Annotated in this window: 15 protein-coding genes; 8 read left to right on the top strand and 7 right to left on the bottom strand. The window is 58.1% G+C overall.

Translation table 11 applies throughout. From position 1 onward, the window contains the following. Positions 1-186: 186 nt before the first annotated feature. Genes MWH02_RS02330 through MWH02_RS02315 form a run of 4 tightly spaced genes read left to right on the top strand, consistent with a single transcriptional unit; the run spans position 187 to position 3,809 of the window. Positions 187-543: a hypothetical protein gene (locus MWH02_RS02330; protein WP_271459830.1), complete on the top strand. Its 357-nt coding sequence runs from the start codon at positions 187-189 to the stop codon at positions 541-543. A 49-nt stretch (positions 544-592) separates the two neighbouring features. Next, complete coding sequence (locus tag MWH02_RS02325; RefSeq protein ID WP_271459829.1) at positions 593-2,593, top strand: protein-disulfide reductase DsbD family protein; 2,001 nt, start codon at positions 593-595, stop codon at positions 2,591-2,593. Beyond that, positions 2,593-3,315 carry a DsbA family protein gene (locus MWH02_RS02320; RefSeq protein ID WP_110866094.1) on the top strand — a complete coding sequence of 241 codons (723 nt, stop codon included), beginning with the start codon at positions 2,593-2,595 and terminating at the stop codon, positions 3,313-3,315. The genes MWH02_RS02325 and MWH02_RS02320 overlap by 1 nt, the downstream gene beginning before the upstream one ends. After that, on the top strand, positions 3,312-3,809 hold the full coding sequence (locus tag MWH02_RS02315; protein WP_217546721.1) for a protein disulfide oxidoreductase: 498 nt from the start codon (positions 3,312-3,314) through the stop codon (positions 3,807-3,809). Before MWH02_RS02320 ends, MWH02_RS02315 begins: the two co-directional genes overlap by 4 nt. 16 nt (positions 3,810-3,825) lie before the next feature. Here MWH02_RS02315 and MWH02_RS02310 read toward each other — a convergent pair whose 3' ends face one another. Further along, positions 3,826-4,155: a cupin domain-containing protein gene (locus MWH02_RS02310; protein ID WP_217546719.1), complete on the bottom strand. Its 330-nt coding sequence runs from the start codon at positions 4,153-4,155 to the stop codon at positions 3,826-3,828. Between the two features lie 128 nt (positions 4,156-4,283). Here MWH02_RS02310 and MWH02_RS02305 point away from each other — a divergent pair, with 128 nt between their 5' ends. Next, positions 4,284-4,922, top strand: a complete 639-nt coding sequence (locus MWH02_RS02305) for an RpiB/LacA/LacB family sugar-phosphate isomerase (RefSeq protein WP_008110061.1) — start codon at positions 4,284-4,286, stop codon at positions 4,920-4,922. A gap of 583 nt (positions 4,923-5,505) precedes the next feature. Here MWH02_RS02305 and MWH02_RS02300 read toward each other — a convergent pair. The 6 genes from MWH02_RS02300 to MWH02_RS02275 form a co-directional block, all read right to left on the bottom strand. Continuing rightward, positions 5,506-6,261, bottom strand: coding sequence for an ABC transporter ATP-binding protein (locus tag MWH02_RS02300; RefSeq protein ID WP_271460172.1), 756 nt, complete (start codon positions 6,259-6,261; stop codon positions 5,506-5,508). Between the two features lie 18 nt (positions 6,262-6,279). After that, entirely contained in the window at positions 6,280-7,146 is an 867-nt protein-coding gene (locus MWH02_RS02295) for an ABC transporter ATP-binding protein (RefSeq protein ID WP_101764468.1), read from the bottom strand. Further along, complete coding sequence (locus MWH02_RS02290) at positions 7,118-8,023, bottom strand: ABC transporter permease (protein WP_101764467.1); 906 nt, start codon at positions 8,021-8,023, stop codon at positions 7,118-7,120. Before MWH02_RS02290 ends, MWH02_RS02295 begins: the two co-directional genes overlap by 29 nt. Then, positions 8,020-9,045 (bottom strand): ABC transporter permease, encoded by a 1,026-nt coding sequence (locus tag MWH02_RS02285; protein ID WP_101764466.1) that lies wholly within the window; start codon positions 9,043-9,045, stop codon positions 8,020-8,022. The genes MWH02_RS02290 and MWH02_RS02285 overlap by 4 nt, the downstream gene beginning before the upstream one ends. Then, positions 9,042-10,673 carry an ABC transporter substrate-binding protein gene (locus tag MWH02_RS02280; RefSeq protein ID WP_271459828.1) on the bottom strand — a complete coding sequence of 544 codons (1,632 nt, stop codon included), beginning with the start codon at positions 10,671-10,673 and terminating at the stop codon, positions 9,042-9,044. The genes MWH02_RS02285 and MWH02_RS02280 overlap by 4 nt, the downstream gene beginning before the upstream one ends. Before the next feature lie 61 nt (positions 10,674-10,734). Beyond that, positions 10,735-11,889 carry a mandelate racemase family protein gene (locus MWH02_RS02275; RefSeq protein WP_137385741.1) on the bottom strand — a complete coding sequence of 385 codons (1,155 nt, stop codon included), beginning with the start codon at positions 11,887-11,889 and terminating at the stop codon, positions 10,735-10,737. A 324-nt stretch (positions 11,890-12,213) separates the two neighbouring features. Between MWH02_RS02275 and MWH02_RS02270 the strand changes: the two genes are divergently transcribed. From MWH02_RS02270 to MWH02_RS02260, 3 genes are all read left to right on the top strand, one after another. Further along, the gene (locus MWH02_RS02270) at positions 12,214-13,329 is read left to right on the top strand and encodes an ABC transporter substrate-binding protein (RefSeq protein ID WP_271459827.1); all 1,116 of its coding nucleotides are present in this window, start codon (positions 12,214-12,216) and stop codon (positions 13,327-13,329) included. Between the two features lie 130 nt (positions 13,330-13,459). After that, the gene (locus MWH02_RS02265; RefSeq protein ID WP_271459826.1) at positions 13,460-13,882 is read left to right on the top strand and encodes a DUF2231 domain-containing protein; all 423 of its coding nucleotides are present in this window, start codon (positions 13,460-13,462) and stop codon (positions 13,880-13,882) included. Beyond that, the gene (locus tag MWH02_RS02260; protein WP_271459825.1) at positions 13,879-15,171 is read left to right on the top strand and encodes a PQQ-dependent sugar dehydrogenase; all 1,293 of its coding nucleotides are present in this window, start codon (positions 13,879-13,881) and stop codon (positions 15,169-15,171) included. The genes MWH02_RS02265 and MWH02_RS02260 overlap by 4 nt, the downstream gene beginning before the upstream one ends. Positions 15,172-15,604: the final 433 nt, after the last annotated feature.

The raw sequence follows: 15,604 nt of genomic DNA, 5'->3' as shown, positions 1-15,604 counted from the left end.
GTAGCGGCGCCATTTATTGCGTCGTGTTTAGGTGGGTAATATGCCTTCGTTGAGATGCGCGATAAATCGCGCCGCTACGATGCTGGATCTGGGTTGAGCACCACAAAGACAAAAGTTTACACAGCAAAGCTTGGTGTTTCTGCTGCAGATGCTTAAAATGCCCGCACTTTTCTCTGAGGCTGCGGCATGACGATATCGCTATCACGCGCAAAATGGATTCTGGCACTGGTTTGTCTGGTGCTGGCGTTTTGTCTCGTCCAGCGCAGCTTCAATTTGCCTTCCGCACCTTTAGCGCAGGTCAGCGCGTCCGCGCACACCAACAGCAGTGATGATGCCAGCGGCAGCGAAAAACCCTGTGCGCTGAGCGCCAAATCGCTGAGTGCCGCCGCGCCAATCCTTGATACCGCATTGCCTTTCCTGCTGTTGCTGCTGGCACTGATCGCCACCTACACACAAACCACCACTTGCGTCGGCTATCGCCGCGCACCGCTGTTTCCGCCTCTGCGACGGCGGCATCTGACATTTTGCGTCTTCCGGGAATAACACCTGCGCGTTACATCGCGTAAACCCTGTTATTCACTGGAGAATTCACATGACTGTATTGATCAGGAGCCTGCTGCTCCTGCTGGCGAGCTGCGCAATCACTGCGCAGGCGGCAGACACCGGCTGGCTGCGCAATGCGCAAAACAGCCACGCCGAAGTGCGCTTGCGCAGCGCCAGCCACAACGATAATCAGCAACTGCTGCTGGATATTCGCCTGCAACCCGGCTGGAAAACCTACTGGCGCACGCCTGGCGAAGGCGGCGTTGCGCCGGAAATCCGCTGGCAAACCCCGGCGGTCAAGGCGCAATGGTTCTGGCCCGCGCCCGAGCGTTTTGACGTCAGCGGCTTGACCACGCAAGGCTATAAAGGCGATATCACGCTGCCGATCGAGCTGGCGAAACTGTCGAGCCAGCAACTTGTGGGAACGCTGACGCTCTCAACCTGTAGCGATGTTTGCATCCTCACCGACTTCCCGATCAGCCTCGATCTGACCCAGCCCGCAGACGCCGATTTTGCCCGCGATTTCGCCGAGGCGATGGGGCGCATCCCGGCGGCTAGCGGCTTAACCGATCAACTCCACGCCAGCTTTGTAAATGGCGAATTGCAGATCCGCGCACAGCGTCAGGGCGGCTGGCAACAGCCTGAACTGTTCTTCGATTATCCGCCGGGCAGCATGCTGGCGGCACCGACGATCCGTGTGAATGGCGACACGCTCAGCGCGCGCGTAGCGGTCACCGATGAATGGGGCGAAGCGGCACCGGATCTGCGCGGCAAAACGCTGTCGCTGGTGGTTGCGGATGCTGGCATTGCGCAGCAAAGCACGATAAATATCGGCGCGGAAACGCTGGTGTCCGGCGATGCGGCGCAAACCTTATGGTCGGTGTTGCTGCTGGCGCTGCTCGGCGGCTTGATCCTCAACCTGATGCCGTGTGTGTTGCCGGTGCTGGCGATCAAGCTCAGCAGCCTGGTGCAGCAGCAAGGGCAAACGCAGCGTCAGACGCGCCAGCAGTTTCTCGCCTCCAGCGCCGGAATCATTTTCTCCTTCCTGCTATTGGCGCTGCTGATGACGGGACTGCGACTCAGCGGTCAGGCGCTGGGCTGGGGCATTCAGTTCCAGAGCAGCGGCTTCCTGCTGGTGATGGTGCTGGTGATGTTCCTGTTTAGCGCCAGCCTGTTTGATCTGCTGCATTTCCGCTTGCCGTCGGGTTTGAATACCAAACTGGCGACGCAGGGCGGCGACGGCTTGCTCGGGCACTTCGGCCAGGGCGCGTTTGCCACCTTGCTGGCCACGCCGTGCAGCGCGCCGTTTCTCGGTACGGCGGTGGCTTATGCGCTGACGGCACCGCTGCCGCAGCTATGGCTGCTGTTTGTCGCGCTCGGCGTTGGCATGAGTTTGCCGTGGCTGCTGGTGGCGGCGTTACCGGGCATGGCGCGCTGCCTGCCGCGTCCGGGGCGCTGGATGCTGCATCTGCGCAGCGTGCTCGGCCTGTTGATGCTGCTCGCCACCTTCTGGCTGGTGACGTTGCTGGTGCCGCATTGGGGCAGCACCTTCGCGCTGGTGCTGGCGGGCGTGTTACTCGTGGTGTTGTGTGGCTGGCTGGTGAAACGTCGCGCGCTGCAGCAGGCGGGCGTGGTGTTTATCACCCTGACGCTGGCCGGAGCGCTGTTCCTGATGACGCGTATCTCGCCGGAAGAGGAGGCGCTGCACTGGCAGCCGTTGACCGAAGCGGCGATCCATCAGGCACTCGAGCAGGATAAACGGGTGTTTGTCGATGTCACCGCCGACTGGTGCATCACCTGTAAAGTGAATAAATCTCGCGTCCTGAATCAGCCCGATGTGCGTGCTGCGCTCAAAGCCGATGATGTGGTACTGCTGCGCGGCGACTGGACGCAGCCCGATCCCGCCATTGGTGAATTCCTGCGCCGCCGCGACCGCGTGGCGATCCCTTTTAACCAAATCTATGGCCCGGCACTGCCGCAAGGCCAGATTTTGTCACCGCTGCTGAGTCGTGAAGCGGTGATCTCCACTCTCTCTGAGGCGAAAAAATAATGAAGAAATCCCTGTTACTGCCACTGATGTTCCTTGCCATGCCTGCACTGGCGGCCGCGCCTTTTACGCCTGAGCAGGAAGCGCGCATCAAAGAACTGATCCGTGAAACCCTGGTGCAGAATCCGTCGATTCTGGCGGAAGCCGCTGATGCCTTTGATAAAGAAGCAGCGCAACAGCAGCAAAACGTAGTGGCGCAGATGGTGAAGAAAAACCACGATGCGCTGTTTAACGACGCCGGTTCACCGCGTATTGGCGCTGAAAAACCGGCGCTGACGCTGGTCTATTTCACCGATTACAACTGCGTGTTCTGCAAGAAGTTTGAAGCCGATATCGAAAAACTGATTAAGGCTTATCCGCAGGTAGCGGTGGTGATCAAACCGCTGCCGTACCGTGCTGAAACCTCTCTCACCTCGGCGCGTCTGGCGCTCACCGTGTGGGAGCAGCAGCCGAAAAACTTCCTAAAGCTGCATGAGCGTTTGATGGCGAAAAAGGGCAATCACGATAACGCCAGCATCGACGCGGCGCTGGAGAAAACCGGCATCAAGCTGAAAGAGCCAAGCAAAGTGAGCCTCGATACCATCAACAGCAACCTGACGCTGGCGCAGCAGCTCGGCGTTCAGGGCACGCCAGCCACGCTGGTGGGCGACCAGATGATCAGCGGCGCGGTGCCGTATGAGCAGCTGGAAGCGGCAGTGAAAGGCGCGCTGCAGGCGAAGCAATGAGTCGATTAAAGCGCTGGTTGCGTGAGGCGCTGCTGCTGGTGCTGATTGTCGCGGCTGCGCTGTGGGGCATGGATTGGCTGCGGGCACCGCAGCTGCCTGCCGACCTGGCGCAACAACCGCTGACCTCGCTGCAAGGTGAGGTGAATCTGGCGGAACTTAGTCAGGATCGGCCACTGCTGGTGTACGTCTGGGCAACCTGGTGCGGCGTGTGCAAACTCACCACGCCAACCGTAGCGGCGATGAGTCAGGAAGGTGACAAGGTGGTGAGCGTGGCGCTGCGTTCCGGCATTGACGCGCGCGTGGCAACCTGGCTGGAGAAGAAAGGGCTGCAAGGCGTGGCGATCAATGATGAGAGCGGGGCGATCGCCCAGCGCTGGGATATCAACGCCACGCCGACCTTTATCGTGCTGCATCAGGGCAAAGTCATCAGCACCAGCAGCGGCTGGACCAGCGGTTGGGGGCTGAAACTGCGACTTTGGTGGGCTTCCCGCTAATCGTTCTGGCGGCACGTTACGGTGCCGCCAGAAAATCCTCGCGTTGCGGCGTAAAGGTATCCAGCAGTACGCCCGCTTCCAGACACACGCAGCCGTGCACAATATTCGGCGCTTTATACAGCGTATCGCCGGCGCTGACTTCTTTCGTCACGCCATCAATGGTGAAGGCAAAACGTCCGGATAGCACATAGGTGAGCTGCTCATGCGGATGGTGATGCAGCGGACCGACAGCACCCTGCTCAAAGGTGACTTCTACCGCCATCAGGGTGCCGCCGTGCGCCAGTATTCGGCGCGTCACGCCGTTGCCTAAATCGTCCAGTCGGGTTGCGCTTTTAAAGATAAACATGATTTCTCCTTGCAGGTTGCATCGTCAATATGTGACTTAACTCACAGTCAAAAAGGCATTTAAAGGCTGCATTTTAACGTTCTTTGATTAAAATGAAACGGTGTTTCAATTTAATCTGAGGAAGGATCATGAAAATCGCTTTGATGATGGAAAACAGCCAGGCTGCGAAGAACGCAACGGTGTTGAAAGAGCTTCAGTCTGTGGCGCAACCGCTCGGGCATCAGGTGTTTAACGTCGGTATGAGCGACGAACAGGATCACCATCTTACCTATATTCACCTCGGCATCATGGCCAACGTACTGCTTAACAGCAAAGCGGTGGACTTCGTGGTGGCCGGTTGCGGTACCGGCCAAGGCGCGTTGATGTCGCTGAACCTGCATCCCGGCGTGGTGTGCGGCTACTGCATCGATCCGGCGGATGCTTACCTGTTTGCGCAAATCAACAACGGCAATGCGCTGTCGCTGCCGTTCGCCAAAGGCTTCGGCTGGGGCGCGGAACTAAACCTGCGCTTTATTTTCGAAAAAGCCTTTACCGGTGAAAAAGGGCACGGCTATCCGCCAGAGCGCAAAGAGCCGCAGGTGCGTAATGCCGGCATTCTGAACGAAGTGAAAGCGGCGCTGCTGAAAGAGAATTACCTTGATTCACTGCGCGCCATCGATCCTGAGCTGGTGAAAACTGCAGTGAGCGGCCCGCGCCTGCAGCATTGCCTGTTTGAACATGGGCAGAATCAGGAGATCGTGGGTTTTGTGCGTGAACTGACGCAGTAATCAAAACGGTTTGAGCGAAGCCAGGGAAACCTGGCTTTGTTGTTTATGTCCTTCTTCATTTGCACTATGGCATCAAAGTACCGGAGCATGTGTCGGAGAAAACGCTAAGAGTTGGGCAGCTTCAGAGTCAGTGAAGCACTCGATTTTGTTATGCCTTCGATTCAACAGTCACGCGTATTTATCCTACCGGACCAACCGTTGCAGACGTCTCAATTGTTCATTCAAGTCACCACAGACGACGTAATGCATGTCAGTTAAGCCAGTGACGAGTACGCGGTCCGGTGCGTGTTGTTGAAAAGGGCACCTTTGCCAGAGGCGCTGGCGCGTCTGCTGCGGCAAAAGGGCTATTCGCAGCGCTGAGGCTTTTACGTTGGGCCAGGAGCCTCGCGCATGGATGCGCGAGGCAGTTCGGGGTCGGCCAGGGAAGGCCGATCCGCGAACGGTCCGTTGGCACAACGTGGAAGCCGAAGGCACCGCGCTAGCGGCGCGAGGACGGCCCTTGACGCAGCAGATGTGTCAGAGCCCGCTACCTATTCAAAGCAAAATGTCCTTATCAGTAAGGATTACGCCATCAATGGCGACCCTACGCTAAAACCCCGTTATCCTGCCGACTCGCATCCACCAGCATCTGCGTATACGCCACCTGCGCGCGATTGTGCACCAGCGCATCGACATCCAGCGTCTCCAGCACTTTGCCGTGTTGCATCACCGCCACGCGATGGCACAGATGCGCCACCACGCCGAGATCGTGCGTCACCATCAGGTAGGTCAGCTTCTCCTGCTGCTGCAGATCACTAAGCAGATTGAGGATCTCGGCTTGCACCGAGACATCCAGCGCCGAGGTCGGTTCATCCAGTAGCAATACGCGCGGTTCGAGAATCAGCGCGCGGGCGATGGCAACGCGCTGGCGCTGACCGCCAGAAAGTTGGTGCGGATAGCGGGTTTGCCACGCGCGATTGAGGCCAACTTTCTCCAGCATAGCGATAACGCGCTGCTGACGCTGGCCGATGCCGTGAATCTGCAGCGGCTCCTCGAGAATATCGCCGATGGTGTGGCGTGGATGCAGCGATCCGTACGGATCCTGAAACACCATCTGCACGCTGCGGCAGCGCTCGCGCGCGATGCGATGCGCCAGCGGCACGCCATCAATCGCCAGCTCGCCGTGCCAGTGGGTGAACAGCCCGGAGAGGCACTTCAGCACCGTGGTTTTGCCCGATCCGGATTCGCCAACCAGGCCAAAGATTTCACCCTGATGAATCGACAAATTGACGTCGAACAGCACCTGATTACGTCGCTCCTCCTCACCAAAACTGAGGTTGAGATTACTTACGCGGATCATCTCGTTCATCATTGCTCCTTAGGGTTGCAGCCAGCTGGCCTGACGTTGCAGCACCGGCAGACGCGCTCGACGCTGATCCATATCGGGCAGTGCAGCGAGGAGGCCTTGCGTATAGGGATGCTGCGCCTGAGCGAGTTCGCTGGCCGCCAGCGACTCCACCACGCGCCCGGCATACATCACCAGCACGCGGTCACAGAAACGCCGCACCAGATTGATGTCGTGACTGATAAAAATCAGCCCCAGACCGCGCTGTTTCACTAAATCATCCAGCAGCGCCAGCACCTGCAAACGCACCGAAACATCCAGCGCCGAAGTGGGTTCATCGGCAATCAGCAGCTCAGGCTCGGTAATCAGCATCATGGCGATCATCACGCGCTGGCCCTGACCACCGGAAATTTCATGCGGATAACATTGATAGATGCGGCCCGGATCGCGCACCTGCACCACATCGAGCATCTCCATCGCCCGCTGCCGCGCAACCTCGCGCTGGCCGGGATGATGACTGCGCCAGGCTTCAGCAATCTGCTCACCCACGCGTACCACCGGATTCAGCGAATATTTCGGATCCTGCATAATCATGGAGATGCGCTTGCCGCGAATGGCGCGCATCTGCGCCGGCGTGGCACACAGCAGGTCCACGTCACCAAACTGCATGCGCTGTGCAGTGACCTGCGCGCTGCGCGGATGCAGCTGTAACAGCGCGCGGCCAACGGTGGATTTGCCGGAACCGGATTCACCCACAATCGCCAGTTTCTCCTTGCCCAACTGGAAGGAGATGCCGCGCACGGCGGGCGTCACCAGCCGGCCATTGACGAAATTGACCTGTAAATCCTGCACGTCGAGCAACGGTGCAGCGCTATTCGCTGCGGGGATCGAGGATGTCACGTAAGCCATCTCCTAAGAAGTTGAACGCTAAGCTGTTGATCAGAATCGCCAGACCTGGCACCGTCACCACCCACCAACACTCCAGCATGTATGTGCGGCCGCTGGCGATCATCGCGCCCCATTCCGGATCCGGCGGCTGCGCGCCCAAACCGAGAAAACCGAGTCCGGCAGCGGTGAGAATGATGCCCGCCATATTCATGGTGATGCGGATAATCACCGAAGGCAGGCACAGCGGCACAATGTGTTTCCACAAAATGCGCAGTGACGAGGCGCCCTGTAAGCGCACCGCGGAGACAAAGTCGGCCTGACGCAGCGACAGTGCTTCAGCGCGCGCCAGGCGGGCAATCGGCGGCCAGGCGGTGAGCGTAATGGCGATCACCACATGCTCCAGCCCCGGACCGAGCGCGGCGACAAACGCCAGCGCCAGCACCAGGCTAGGGAAGGAGATGAAGATGTCGGTGACGCGCATCAACACGCTATCCACTTTGCCGCCGAAGTAACCGGCGGTGACGCCGAGCAGCAAGCCCAGCGGACCCACGGTGATCGACACCAGCAGCACGATATACAGCGTGATGCGCGCGCCCCACACCAGACGGCTGAAAATGTCGCGGCCAAATTCATCGGTGCCAAACCAGTGCTGCGCGTTGGGCGGCGTCAGCGCGTTGTTGAGATCCTGAATCAGCGGATGGTAGGGCGCAATCCAGGGTGCGAACAGCGCCACCACCAGCAGCAGCAAAATGATGCCGCCGCCAATCGCGGTTAGCGGGTTGCGCGCCATTTGCCCGAGAAAATGGCCGATGCGCGCGCCGGTGCGGCGACAGCGCGCCAGCCGTTCGCGCGTCTGGCTGGCTAACGGCGTATCGAGAGAAATCGTCATACTTTGGTCCTCGGATCGAACACCTGATAGAGCAGGTCAGAGAGAAGATTGAGCAGCACGAATATCAGGCCGACCACCAGCACGCAGCCCATCACCGCATTCATATCGCCGAGCATCAAACTGCCGGTGAGATAGGACCCAAAACCGGGCCATGAGAACACGGTTTCAATCAGCACCGCGCCTTCCAGCAGCGAGCCGTACGCCAGCGCCACCACCGTGAGCAGCTGCACCAGAATATTGCGGAACGCGTGCTGCCAAATCACCTGCCATTCGCTGAGTCCTTTCACCCGCGCCGTCAAAATGAACTCCTGCGACAGTTGCGCCAGCATAAAGCTGCGCGTCATGCGGCTGATGTAAGCCAGCGAGTGAAAGCCGAGCAGGGACGCAGGCAGAATCAGGTGATTGAGCGCATTGCTGAACACCGTGAAGTCGCCCACCAGCAAGGCATCGATCAGCAGAAAACCGGTGCGACGCGGCACAATGCCATCGAGACTGAAATCAACACGGCCCGCGCCGCCGACCCAGCCGAGATGGGCATAAAACAGCAGCAGACCCACCATGCCCACCCAGAAGATCGGCGTGGAGTAACCCGCCAGGCTGATGATGCGCACCAGATAGTCAATCACGCTGTTGCGGCGTGCGGCGGCCCACACGCCCAGCGGGACGCCGAGGCCGGTACCAATCACAATCGCCAGCGTCGCCAGTTCGACCGTGGCCGGGAAGACGCGCAGGATATCGTTGATCACCGGCTGCCCGGTCAGTAGCGCCAGCCCGAGGTTGCCGTGCAGCAGGCCTTGCAGATAGATACCAAACTGCACCCACAGCGGTTTATCGAAGCCGAGTTGGTGATAAACCTGCTGATAGGTGTTGTGATCGGCATCCGGCCCGACAATCGCCAGCACCGGATCGAGCGGCATCACGCGACCAATAAAGAAGGTCAGCAACAGCAGGCCAAACAGCGTGATCGCCACCTGAACGGTGCGGCTACGCAGGCGCCGCCAGTGGCTTTTTGTCAGCTTCATTGCGCACCTCCCGCCAGGCTGTCTGGCGTTTTCCATACGTCACGCAGGAAAGTGGTGGCCGACGGATGCGGCACGTAATCCCGCACCCGATTGTTCACCACCACCGAATCGGTCATTTGCGAGATCGGCATCAGCGCCGGAATCAGCTGGTCGTAGCGCTGCTGGATAGCGAAGTAATCCTGCTGCTGCTGTTTTACATCGCGCTCCAGCAGCGCTTTATCGATCATGCTGTTCAGCTGCGCGTCATAAAAACCGGTGCGCCAGCCCTGAAAATTGGTGAGGCGCGCGCTGTCGGCGTTGTTGGGGTTGTACACCAGCGCGCGCAGGCTGGAGTGCGGATGCGGCTCCACGCCGCTGCCGCCGCGCCCGACCAGCAGATTGAACTGACGATCGCGCATCGCACCGTAAATCTGGTTACCGGTGCCGGTAATGATTTTGGCGCGAATGCCGCCCTGCATCAGCGTGGACTGAATCGCGATGGCGACATTGAGGAACGGCTGATCGGCCAGCACGCGCAGCGTGGTATCAAACCCGTTGGGATAACCGGCGGCGGCCAGCAAGGCTTTGGCGCGCGGCACATCCAGCTTGTAGCCAGGATCGGGCAGCGTTGCCGGCATGCCGGCTTGAATTGGCCGCTGATGTAGCGTGCCGTAACCGGCCATCAGCGTTTTGTTAATCCCCTGATAATCCACCAGATAACGCAGCGCTTCGCGTACCTGCGGATGGGCGAAGTGATCGTCCTTCATGCTCATCGCCAGGTAATAAATCGTGCCTTTTTGTACCGCGTCGATGGTGAGATCGGGATCGTGGCGCAGCGCTTTTACATCGGGGATCGCCATGTTGCTGGCAACATCGAGATCGCCTTTCTCCATCATCAGACGCAAGGTTTGCGACTCCTGCAGATGACGGAATACCACACGCGTCAGCTTCGGCGCACCGCGCCAGTAGTGGGCATCGCGGCTGATGCGCAGCACATCTTTGGCCTGCCACACATCCAGGCGGAACGGTCCGGAACCCGCTTCGTGGGTGGTGAGCCAGCGATTGCCCCAATCGTTATTCACCGCCTGCGCCTGCACGGTTTTGCTGTCGAGTACCACCATGCTGCCGAGCGCCGCCAGCGAATAGAGCACCAGCTTGGGATCGTTAGGCTTGGGCAGGCGAATCACTACCGTGTGCGCATCCGGCGCGCTGATCATCTGATCCACGTTCTCTTTGCTGAAGCCGTAAGATTTCCATACCGAGGCCTGTGCCAGATTCAGGTGCAGCACGCGACGCATCGACCAGATTACATCGGCGCTGCTCAACGGATTGCCGGAGTGGAAGGTGACATTGTCACGCAGATGAAAGGTGAGTTGACGATTGTCGGGGCTGATCTCCCAGCGCTCCGCCAGCGCTGGGCGCACGTTGGTGAGCTGTTGCGGATCTAACTCGACTAAACCGTCATAGAGATTGACGACAATGCCGACCACTTCGTTGCCGGTCATGGCGGCGGGATCGAGCGTGAGCAGGTTATTCATGTTCATGCCCACAATCAGCTGGTCGTCTGGCGTGGCCGCCAGCAACGATGGGCTACAGGTGAGCAGCAGCAGCGCGGCGCACCACGCTCTGCAGGGGTTCATTAGGTTCATAAGCAAAGTCCAGCAGGTCAGAGGTTTATCGTTTTTATGCCGTACTGCTTGTGTTGGGCGCTTACCAGCGATTTAGCGTGTGTGTCTCAATCCACGCGAAATTGATGTCCTCCCCAAGTCCGGGACGCGTTGGCAGATGGACAAAACCCTCTGCGTCCATGGGATCGACCAGCGCGTTGAGATAGGCCGGCGGCTGTTCGTAATCAAGGAACGGATGCAGCAGACCGCGTTCATACCAGCGGCAGTTGCGGATAGCGCCGACCACCGCGATGCTGGCGGCACCGTTGCCGTGTACTTCGCAATCCATACCAAAGGCTTCGGCCAGGCTGGCGACCTTCATGGTGGCGGAGATGCCGCCGACGCCGTTAGCGCCAGCGCGTAGAATGTCGCAGGCACCAGCGCGCACCCAATCGGCGCGGCTGTGGTGTTTGCCGCCGAGACTTTCCGGGCCGAGCACGTCAATGCTGAGGTTTTCCGCCAGCCACGCGTATGACGCCATGCTTTCCTCTTCCATCGGCTCTTCGAACCAGGCGAAATTGAGTTTTTCCAGCGCTTTGCCGATGGTGAGCGCCTCGCTGCGGCTGTACCAGTGATAGCCGTCGAGCATCAGGGCGATGTCCGGGCCGACCGCTTCGCGCACCGCGGCGCAGGCTTTGATGTCCATTTGGGTGCTGGGCGCGAACGAAACCGGCGGCATCCAGGTGTGCAGTTTGATGGCCTGATAACCGCGCGCGACCAGTTTTTCGGCAAACTGCGCGTATTCATCGGGCGTGGATAAACCGCCTTCCAGCTCATCGCCGCACATGGTGCTGCCGTAAGCAGGAATTTTCTCGCGATAACCGCCAAGCAGTTTGTGGACCGGTTGTTTGAGCTTGCGACCAATCAAATCCCACAGCGCCTGTTCCACCGCCGATAACGCACGTTCGGTGAGCTGATGGGCGCTACCGCGCTGCCAGTGCACCAGATCCTGCCACAGACGCTCGCGATCAAAGGCATTTTGCCCAATCAGCACTTTGCGGAAGAAGGCGTTCACCACATGCGGCCGAATCACTTCGGCGGGGGCAAACGCGTAGCCGCAATCGCCATCTTCGCTGGCGATCGTTAGCAGCGCCATTTGGGCATCGGTCTCTGCGCCGGGATGCGAATGTCCGGCGCTGTCAGAGACGCGTCGCGTGGGGTAGCTAAACAGGGTGACATCAATGGCACTGATCTTCACGGTAACTCCTCCTTCAACTCAGTGGCTTGCCCAAACCAGGCATTAACATAAAAAATAAAACATCGTTTCATTTTGTAATTTAGCGTTCACATTTTGTTTACGCATTAGCCAAAGCGCGGGATAGCGTGGCGATTAATTGGGCATTTGCCCGGTGCGCTGTGAGGTTTTTCACGAATGACGGGCGTTTTGTGAGCGAATGCACAGCGGGAAAAAGCGCAGGGAATGTAAAAAAATGTGTATCCAGGGCTTTTCATTTCCTGTCTGCCAGGTAATAGTGACGCCGCGAAATTTAAATAATAATCATTATCATTCTAGGTGTATTAAATGAAATCATGGCTGATAGCACTGGGATTACTGGCGGTGGCGGGGCACGCTGCGGCGAAAACCATTACCGATGTGGCTGGACGACAGGTCGAGGTCAAGGAGGAGTCTAAACGCATCATTCTCGGCGAAGGGCGTCAGATGTACTTGCTGGCGGCGTTTGACACCGCTGCGCCGTTCCAGCGCGTGGTGGGCTGGCGTGACGATTTCCATAAAGCCGATTACGACGGCTATATGGCGTATGAAAAGAAATATCCGCAGATCAAAAAGCTGCCGACCTTTGGTGGCGCGAAAGATGGCACCTTTAACGTCGAACAGGCGCTGACGCTGAAGCCCGATTTGGTGCTGATGAACCTCGAATCCAAAGCCGCGACCGACGAAGGCAAGCTGATCGAGAAGTTACAAGCGGTGGGCGTGCCGGTGGTGTTTATCGACTTCCGCGAGAAGCCGATGGAACATGCTGAGCAAAGCATCCGCATCATGGGTGAGCTGGTTAACAATCCACAGCGCGCCGAAGAGATCGTGGCGTTCCGCCGTGCGCAAATCGAAAAGGTGACCGATCGCCTGAAAAACTTTAACGGCACGCGCCCGAAAGTGATGATTGATCGTGCTGGCGGCTACAGCGACGAGTGCTGCATGTCGTTTGGTAACGAGAACTTTGGTCAGATGGTAGAACTGGCGGGCGGCAGCAACATCGCCAAAGGGTTGATTCCAGGCACGTTCGGCACACTCAATCCCGAGCAGATCATCGCCAGCCGTCCCGATGTGGTGGTGGTGACAGGCGCGAACTGGAAAAACTACAACACCGTGGGTAAATGGGTTGGCGTGGGGCCCGGTGCGGATGTGAAAGAAGCGACGGCGCGTTTACGCCTGCTAATGATGCGTGATGCCTTCAAAACACTGCCGGTGGCGCACAACGGTAACGCGCATGCCATCTGGCATCAGTTCTACGACAGCCCGTATCAGTTTGTCGCGATCCAGGCGCTGGCGAAGTGGCTGCATCCTGAACTGTTTGCCGATCTCGATCCGGACGCCACGTTCCGTGAGTTTCACGAAAAGTTCTTGCCCTTGCCGTATCGACCGGGTTATTGGGTAAGCCTGCCGGCAGATAAGTCTTAAGTTAGAGTGTGTTTGATAAGTGTTAAACGTTACTGTTTATCTTTACTAATATTTCACAGGTGGCTGCACGTTGTTTTATAAAAGCGAAACGCGTGCACCATCTGACAATAATACGGTAAGGGAGAGAGTAATGTTTCATACCTCAGGAAAATCGGTGTTCGGTGTGACGTTGTATACGCTGCTGGAACCGTTGCCGCTGGGCTTTTTTGTCGCCGCCTGGTTTTTCGATATCCTCTATTTGCAAACCTTCGTCATCATGTGGACCAAATCCGCCAGTTGGCTGATCACTATCGGTCTGGTGCTGGCCATCCTGCCACGTTTAATCAGTTTGGTTTATTTATTCCGTGGCGCGCGGCCGACAGAGAAAACCCATTTCTGGCTGTCGCTGCTGGCGATCGTGCTGGCGGTGGTGAACGCCTTTATTCACAGTCGCGATGCTTACGCGGTGGTGCCACTAGGCATCACGCTGTCGACGCTGGTGGTGGCGCTGCTGCTGATCGCTAACGTGCAGCTGGTGTTGCGCGAACGTCGCACGCAAGGAGGTCGCGTATGAAACACTTACTCAGTGCGGTAGCCATCGCGATGCTGCTCAGTGCCTGTGACGACGGGGCGCTGATCGATCCTCAAAAGCAAATCGGTGCGAATCCTGAACTGCCGCAGGCGCAGAACTTCTTTATGCCGCCGATGCAGGTGCCGGAAGGCACGCCGTGGAAAGCCGGTGAAATGCCGAAAGTGGCGGATGGGTTAAAGATCGAAAAGATCGCCGACAATCTGCAGCATCCGCGTCAGGTGCTGGTGCTGCCGAACAATGATGTGCTGGTGGCGGAATCCAATGGCACACCGAAACCGACCACCGCACCGAAGCAGCTGATTATGGGCATTGTGCAGAAAGCGTCTGGCAAGGGCGGCGAGGGCGGTAATCGCATTACCTTGCTGCGTAATGTTAACGGCAAATGGGAGCAACATCGCTTTATCGACAACCTGACGGCGCCGTTTGGTATGCAGCTGGTGGGCAACACGCTGTATGTGGCGAACGCCGATAGCCTGGTGAAATTCCCGTATGAAACCGGGCAAACCGAGATCCGCACCCCGCCGGTGGAAGTGACCGAGCTGCCGGGCGGGCCAATTAATCATCACTGGACCAAATCGCTGCTCGCCAGCCCCGACGGCAGCAAGCTGTACGTTGGCGTAGGTTCGAACAGTAACGTGACGGAAAACGGCATTGGCGAGGAGTATCGCCGTGCGGCGGTGCTGGAAGTGGATGCGGCCAGCGGTGCCAGCCGGATTTATGCCAGCGGCCTGCGCAATCCCACCGGATTGCAGTGGGAGCCGCAGAGCGGCAAGCTGTGGGCGATTGTGAATGAACGCGACGAGATCGGTTCTGATTTAGTGCCGGATTACATGACGTCGTTGCAGGACAAAGGCTTTTACGGCTGGCCGTACAGCTATTATGGCCAGCACGTGGATGAGCGCGCGCAGCCGCAGAGGCCGGATCTGGTAGAGAAGGCGATTAAACCGGATTACGCCCTGAGTTCGCACGTCGCACCACTCGGTCTGTTGTTCTACGGCGCGGATAATATGCCGCAGTATCGCGGCGGGGCGTTTATCAGCGAACACGGCAGCTGGAACCGTACGCCGCTCAACGGCTATCAGGTGGTGTGGGTGAAATTCGAGAATGGGAAACCGGTGGGACAACCACAGCCGGTGGTGACTGGTTTCCTCACCGACGATCAGAAGCAGGTGCGCGGTTTGCCGGTCGGTTTAGCTACCGATCGGCAGGGCGGCGTATTGATTGCCGATGATGCGGGAAATACCATTTGGCGTATCAGTTCCGCCAGATAATTAATCGCAGGTAATAAAAAAGGATTTGGCATTAAGCCAAATCCTTTTTTTTATGTTCGCTAAACGGCTGGTAACCGCGCCGCGAACGGGGTGCTCAGCACTCCTCACAACAGCGATAATAAAATGTGCGGCGAGATATTTCAAGTTTTGCCATAATACTGTATGGTTATACAGGTGTTGAGTGACGAGCGAAGCCTCATTGTTTTTCTGATGACTCCAGGGGCGCGGATAGTTAAATCCCGGCAGGTTTCAGGTGGTGCTGGCCTGTGGCTTTTACAATGAGAGCCGCTCAGCACTCCTCACAATTGTGCTTAGGCGGTCGGCGGGTGGAGTCAAAGCCCCGGCAGCTGAAAGGCGCGCTCCTCTCAGAGGAGAAGGAAAGTGATGGAACTTGTTCGATTGCTGCTGGACATCGTCCGCATCATTCTTCAAA

The sequence above is a fragment of the Pantoea leporis genome (assembly GCF_028048155.1).
GTDB lineage: Bacteria > Pseudomonadota > Gammaproteobacteria > Enterobacterales > Enterobacteriaceae > Pantoea > Pantoea leporis.
The sequence above is the reverse complement of the archived record's forward strand: the minus strand, read 5'-3'. Positions and strand labels throughout refer to the sequence as shown.

What these genes read in the sequence shown, in the direction of transcription:
- MWH02_RS02285 (WP_101764466.1), bottom strand. Translation starts at nt 9,045, where the DNA reads ATGAAGCTGACAAAAAGCCACTGGCGGCGCCTGCGTAGCCGCACCGTT.
- MWH02_RS02300 (WP_271460172.1), bottom strand. Translation starts at nt 6,261, where the DNA reads ATGATCCGCGTAAGTAATCTCAACCTCAGTTTTGGTGAGGAGGAGCGA.
- MWH02_RS02260 (WP_271459825.1), top strand. Translation starts at nt 13,879, where the DNA reads ATGAAACACTTACTCAGTGCGGTAGCCATCGCGATGCTGCTCAGTGCC.
- MWH02_RS02280 (WP_271459828.1), bottom strand. Translation starts at nt 10,673, where the DNA reads ATGAACCTAATGAACCCCTGCAGAGCGTGGTGCGCCGCGCTGCTGCTG.
- MWH02_RS02310 (WP_217546719.1), bottom strand. Translation starts at nt 4,155, where the DNA reads ATGTTTATCTTTAAAAGCGCAACCCGACTGGACGATTTAGGCAACGGC.
- MWH02_RS02270 (WP_271459827.1), top strand. Translation starts at nt 12,214, where the DNA reads ATGAAATCATGGCTGATAGCACTGGGATTACTGGCGGTGGCGGGGCAC.
- MWH02_RS02290 (WP_101764467.1), bottom strand. Translation starts at nt 8,023, where the DNA reads ATGACGATTTCTCTCGATACGCCGTTAGCCAGCCAGACGCGCGAACGG.
- MWH02_RS02330 (WP_271459830.1), top strand. Translation starts at nt 187, where the DNA reads ATGACGATATCGCTATCACGCGCAAAATGGATTCTGGCACTGGTTTGT.
- MWH02_RS02325 (WP_271459829.1), top strand. Translation starts at nt 593, where the DNA reads ATGACTGTATTGATCAGGAGCCTGCTGCTCCTGCTGGCGAGCTGCGCA.
- MWH02_RS02320 (WP_110866094.1), top strand. Translation starts at nt 2,593, where the DNA reads ATGAAGAAATCCCTGTTACTGCCACTGATGTTCCTTGCCATGCCTGCA.
- MWH02_RS02305 (WP_008110061.1), top strand. Translation starts at nt 4,284, where the DNA reads ATGAAAATCGCTTTGATGATGGAAAACAGCCAGGCTGCGAAGAACGCA.
- MWH02_RS02265 (WP_271459826.1), top strand. Translation starts at nt 13,460, where the DNA reads ATGTTTCATACCTCAGGAAAATCGGTGTTCGGTGTGACGTTGTATACG.
- MWH02_RS02315 (WP_217546721.1), top strand. Translation starts at nt 3,312, where the DNA reads ATGAGTCGATTAAAGCGCTGGTTGCGTGAGGCGCTGCTGCTGGTGCTG.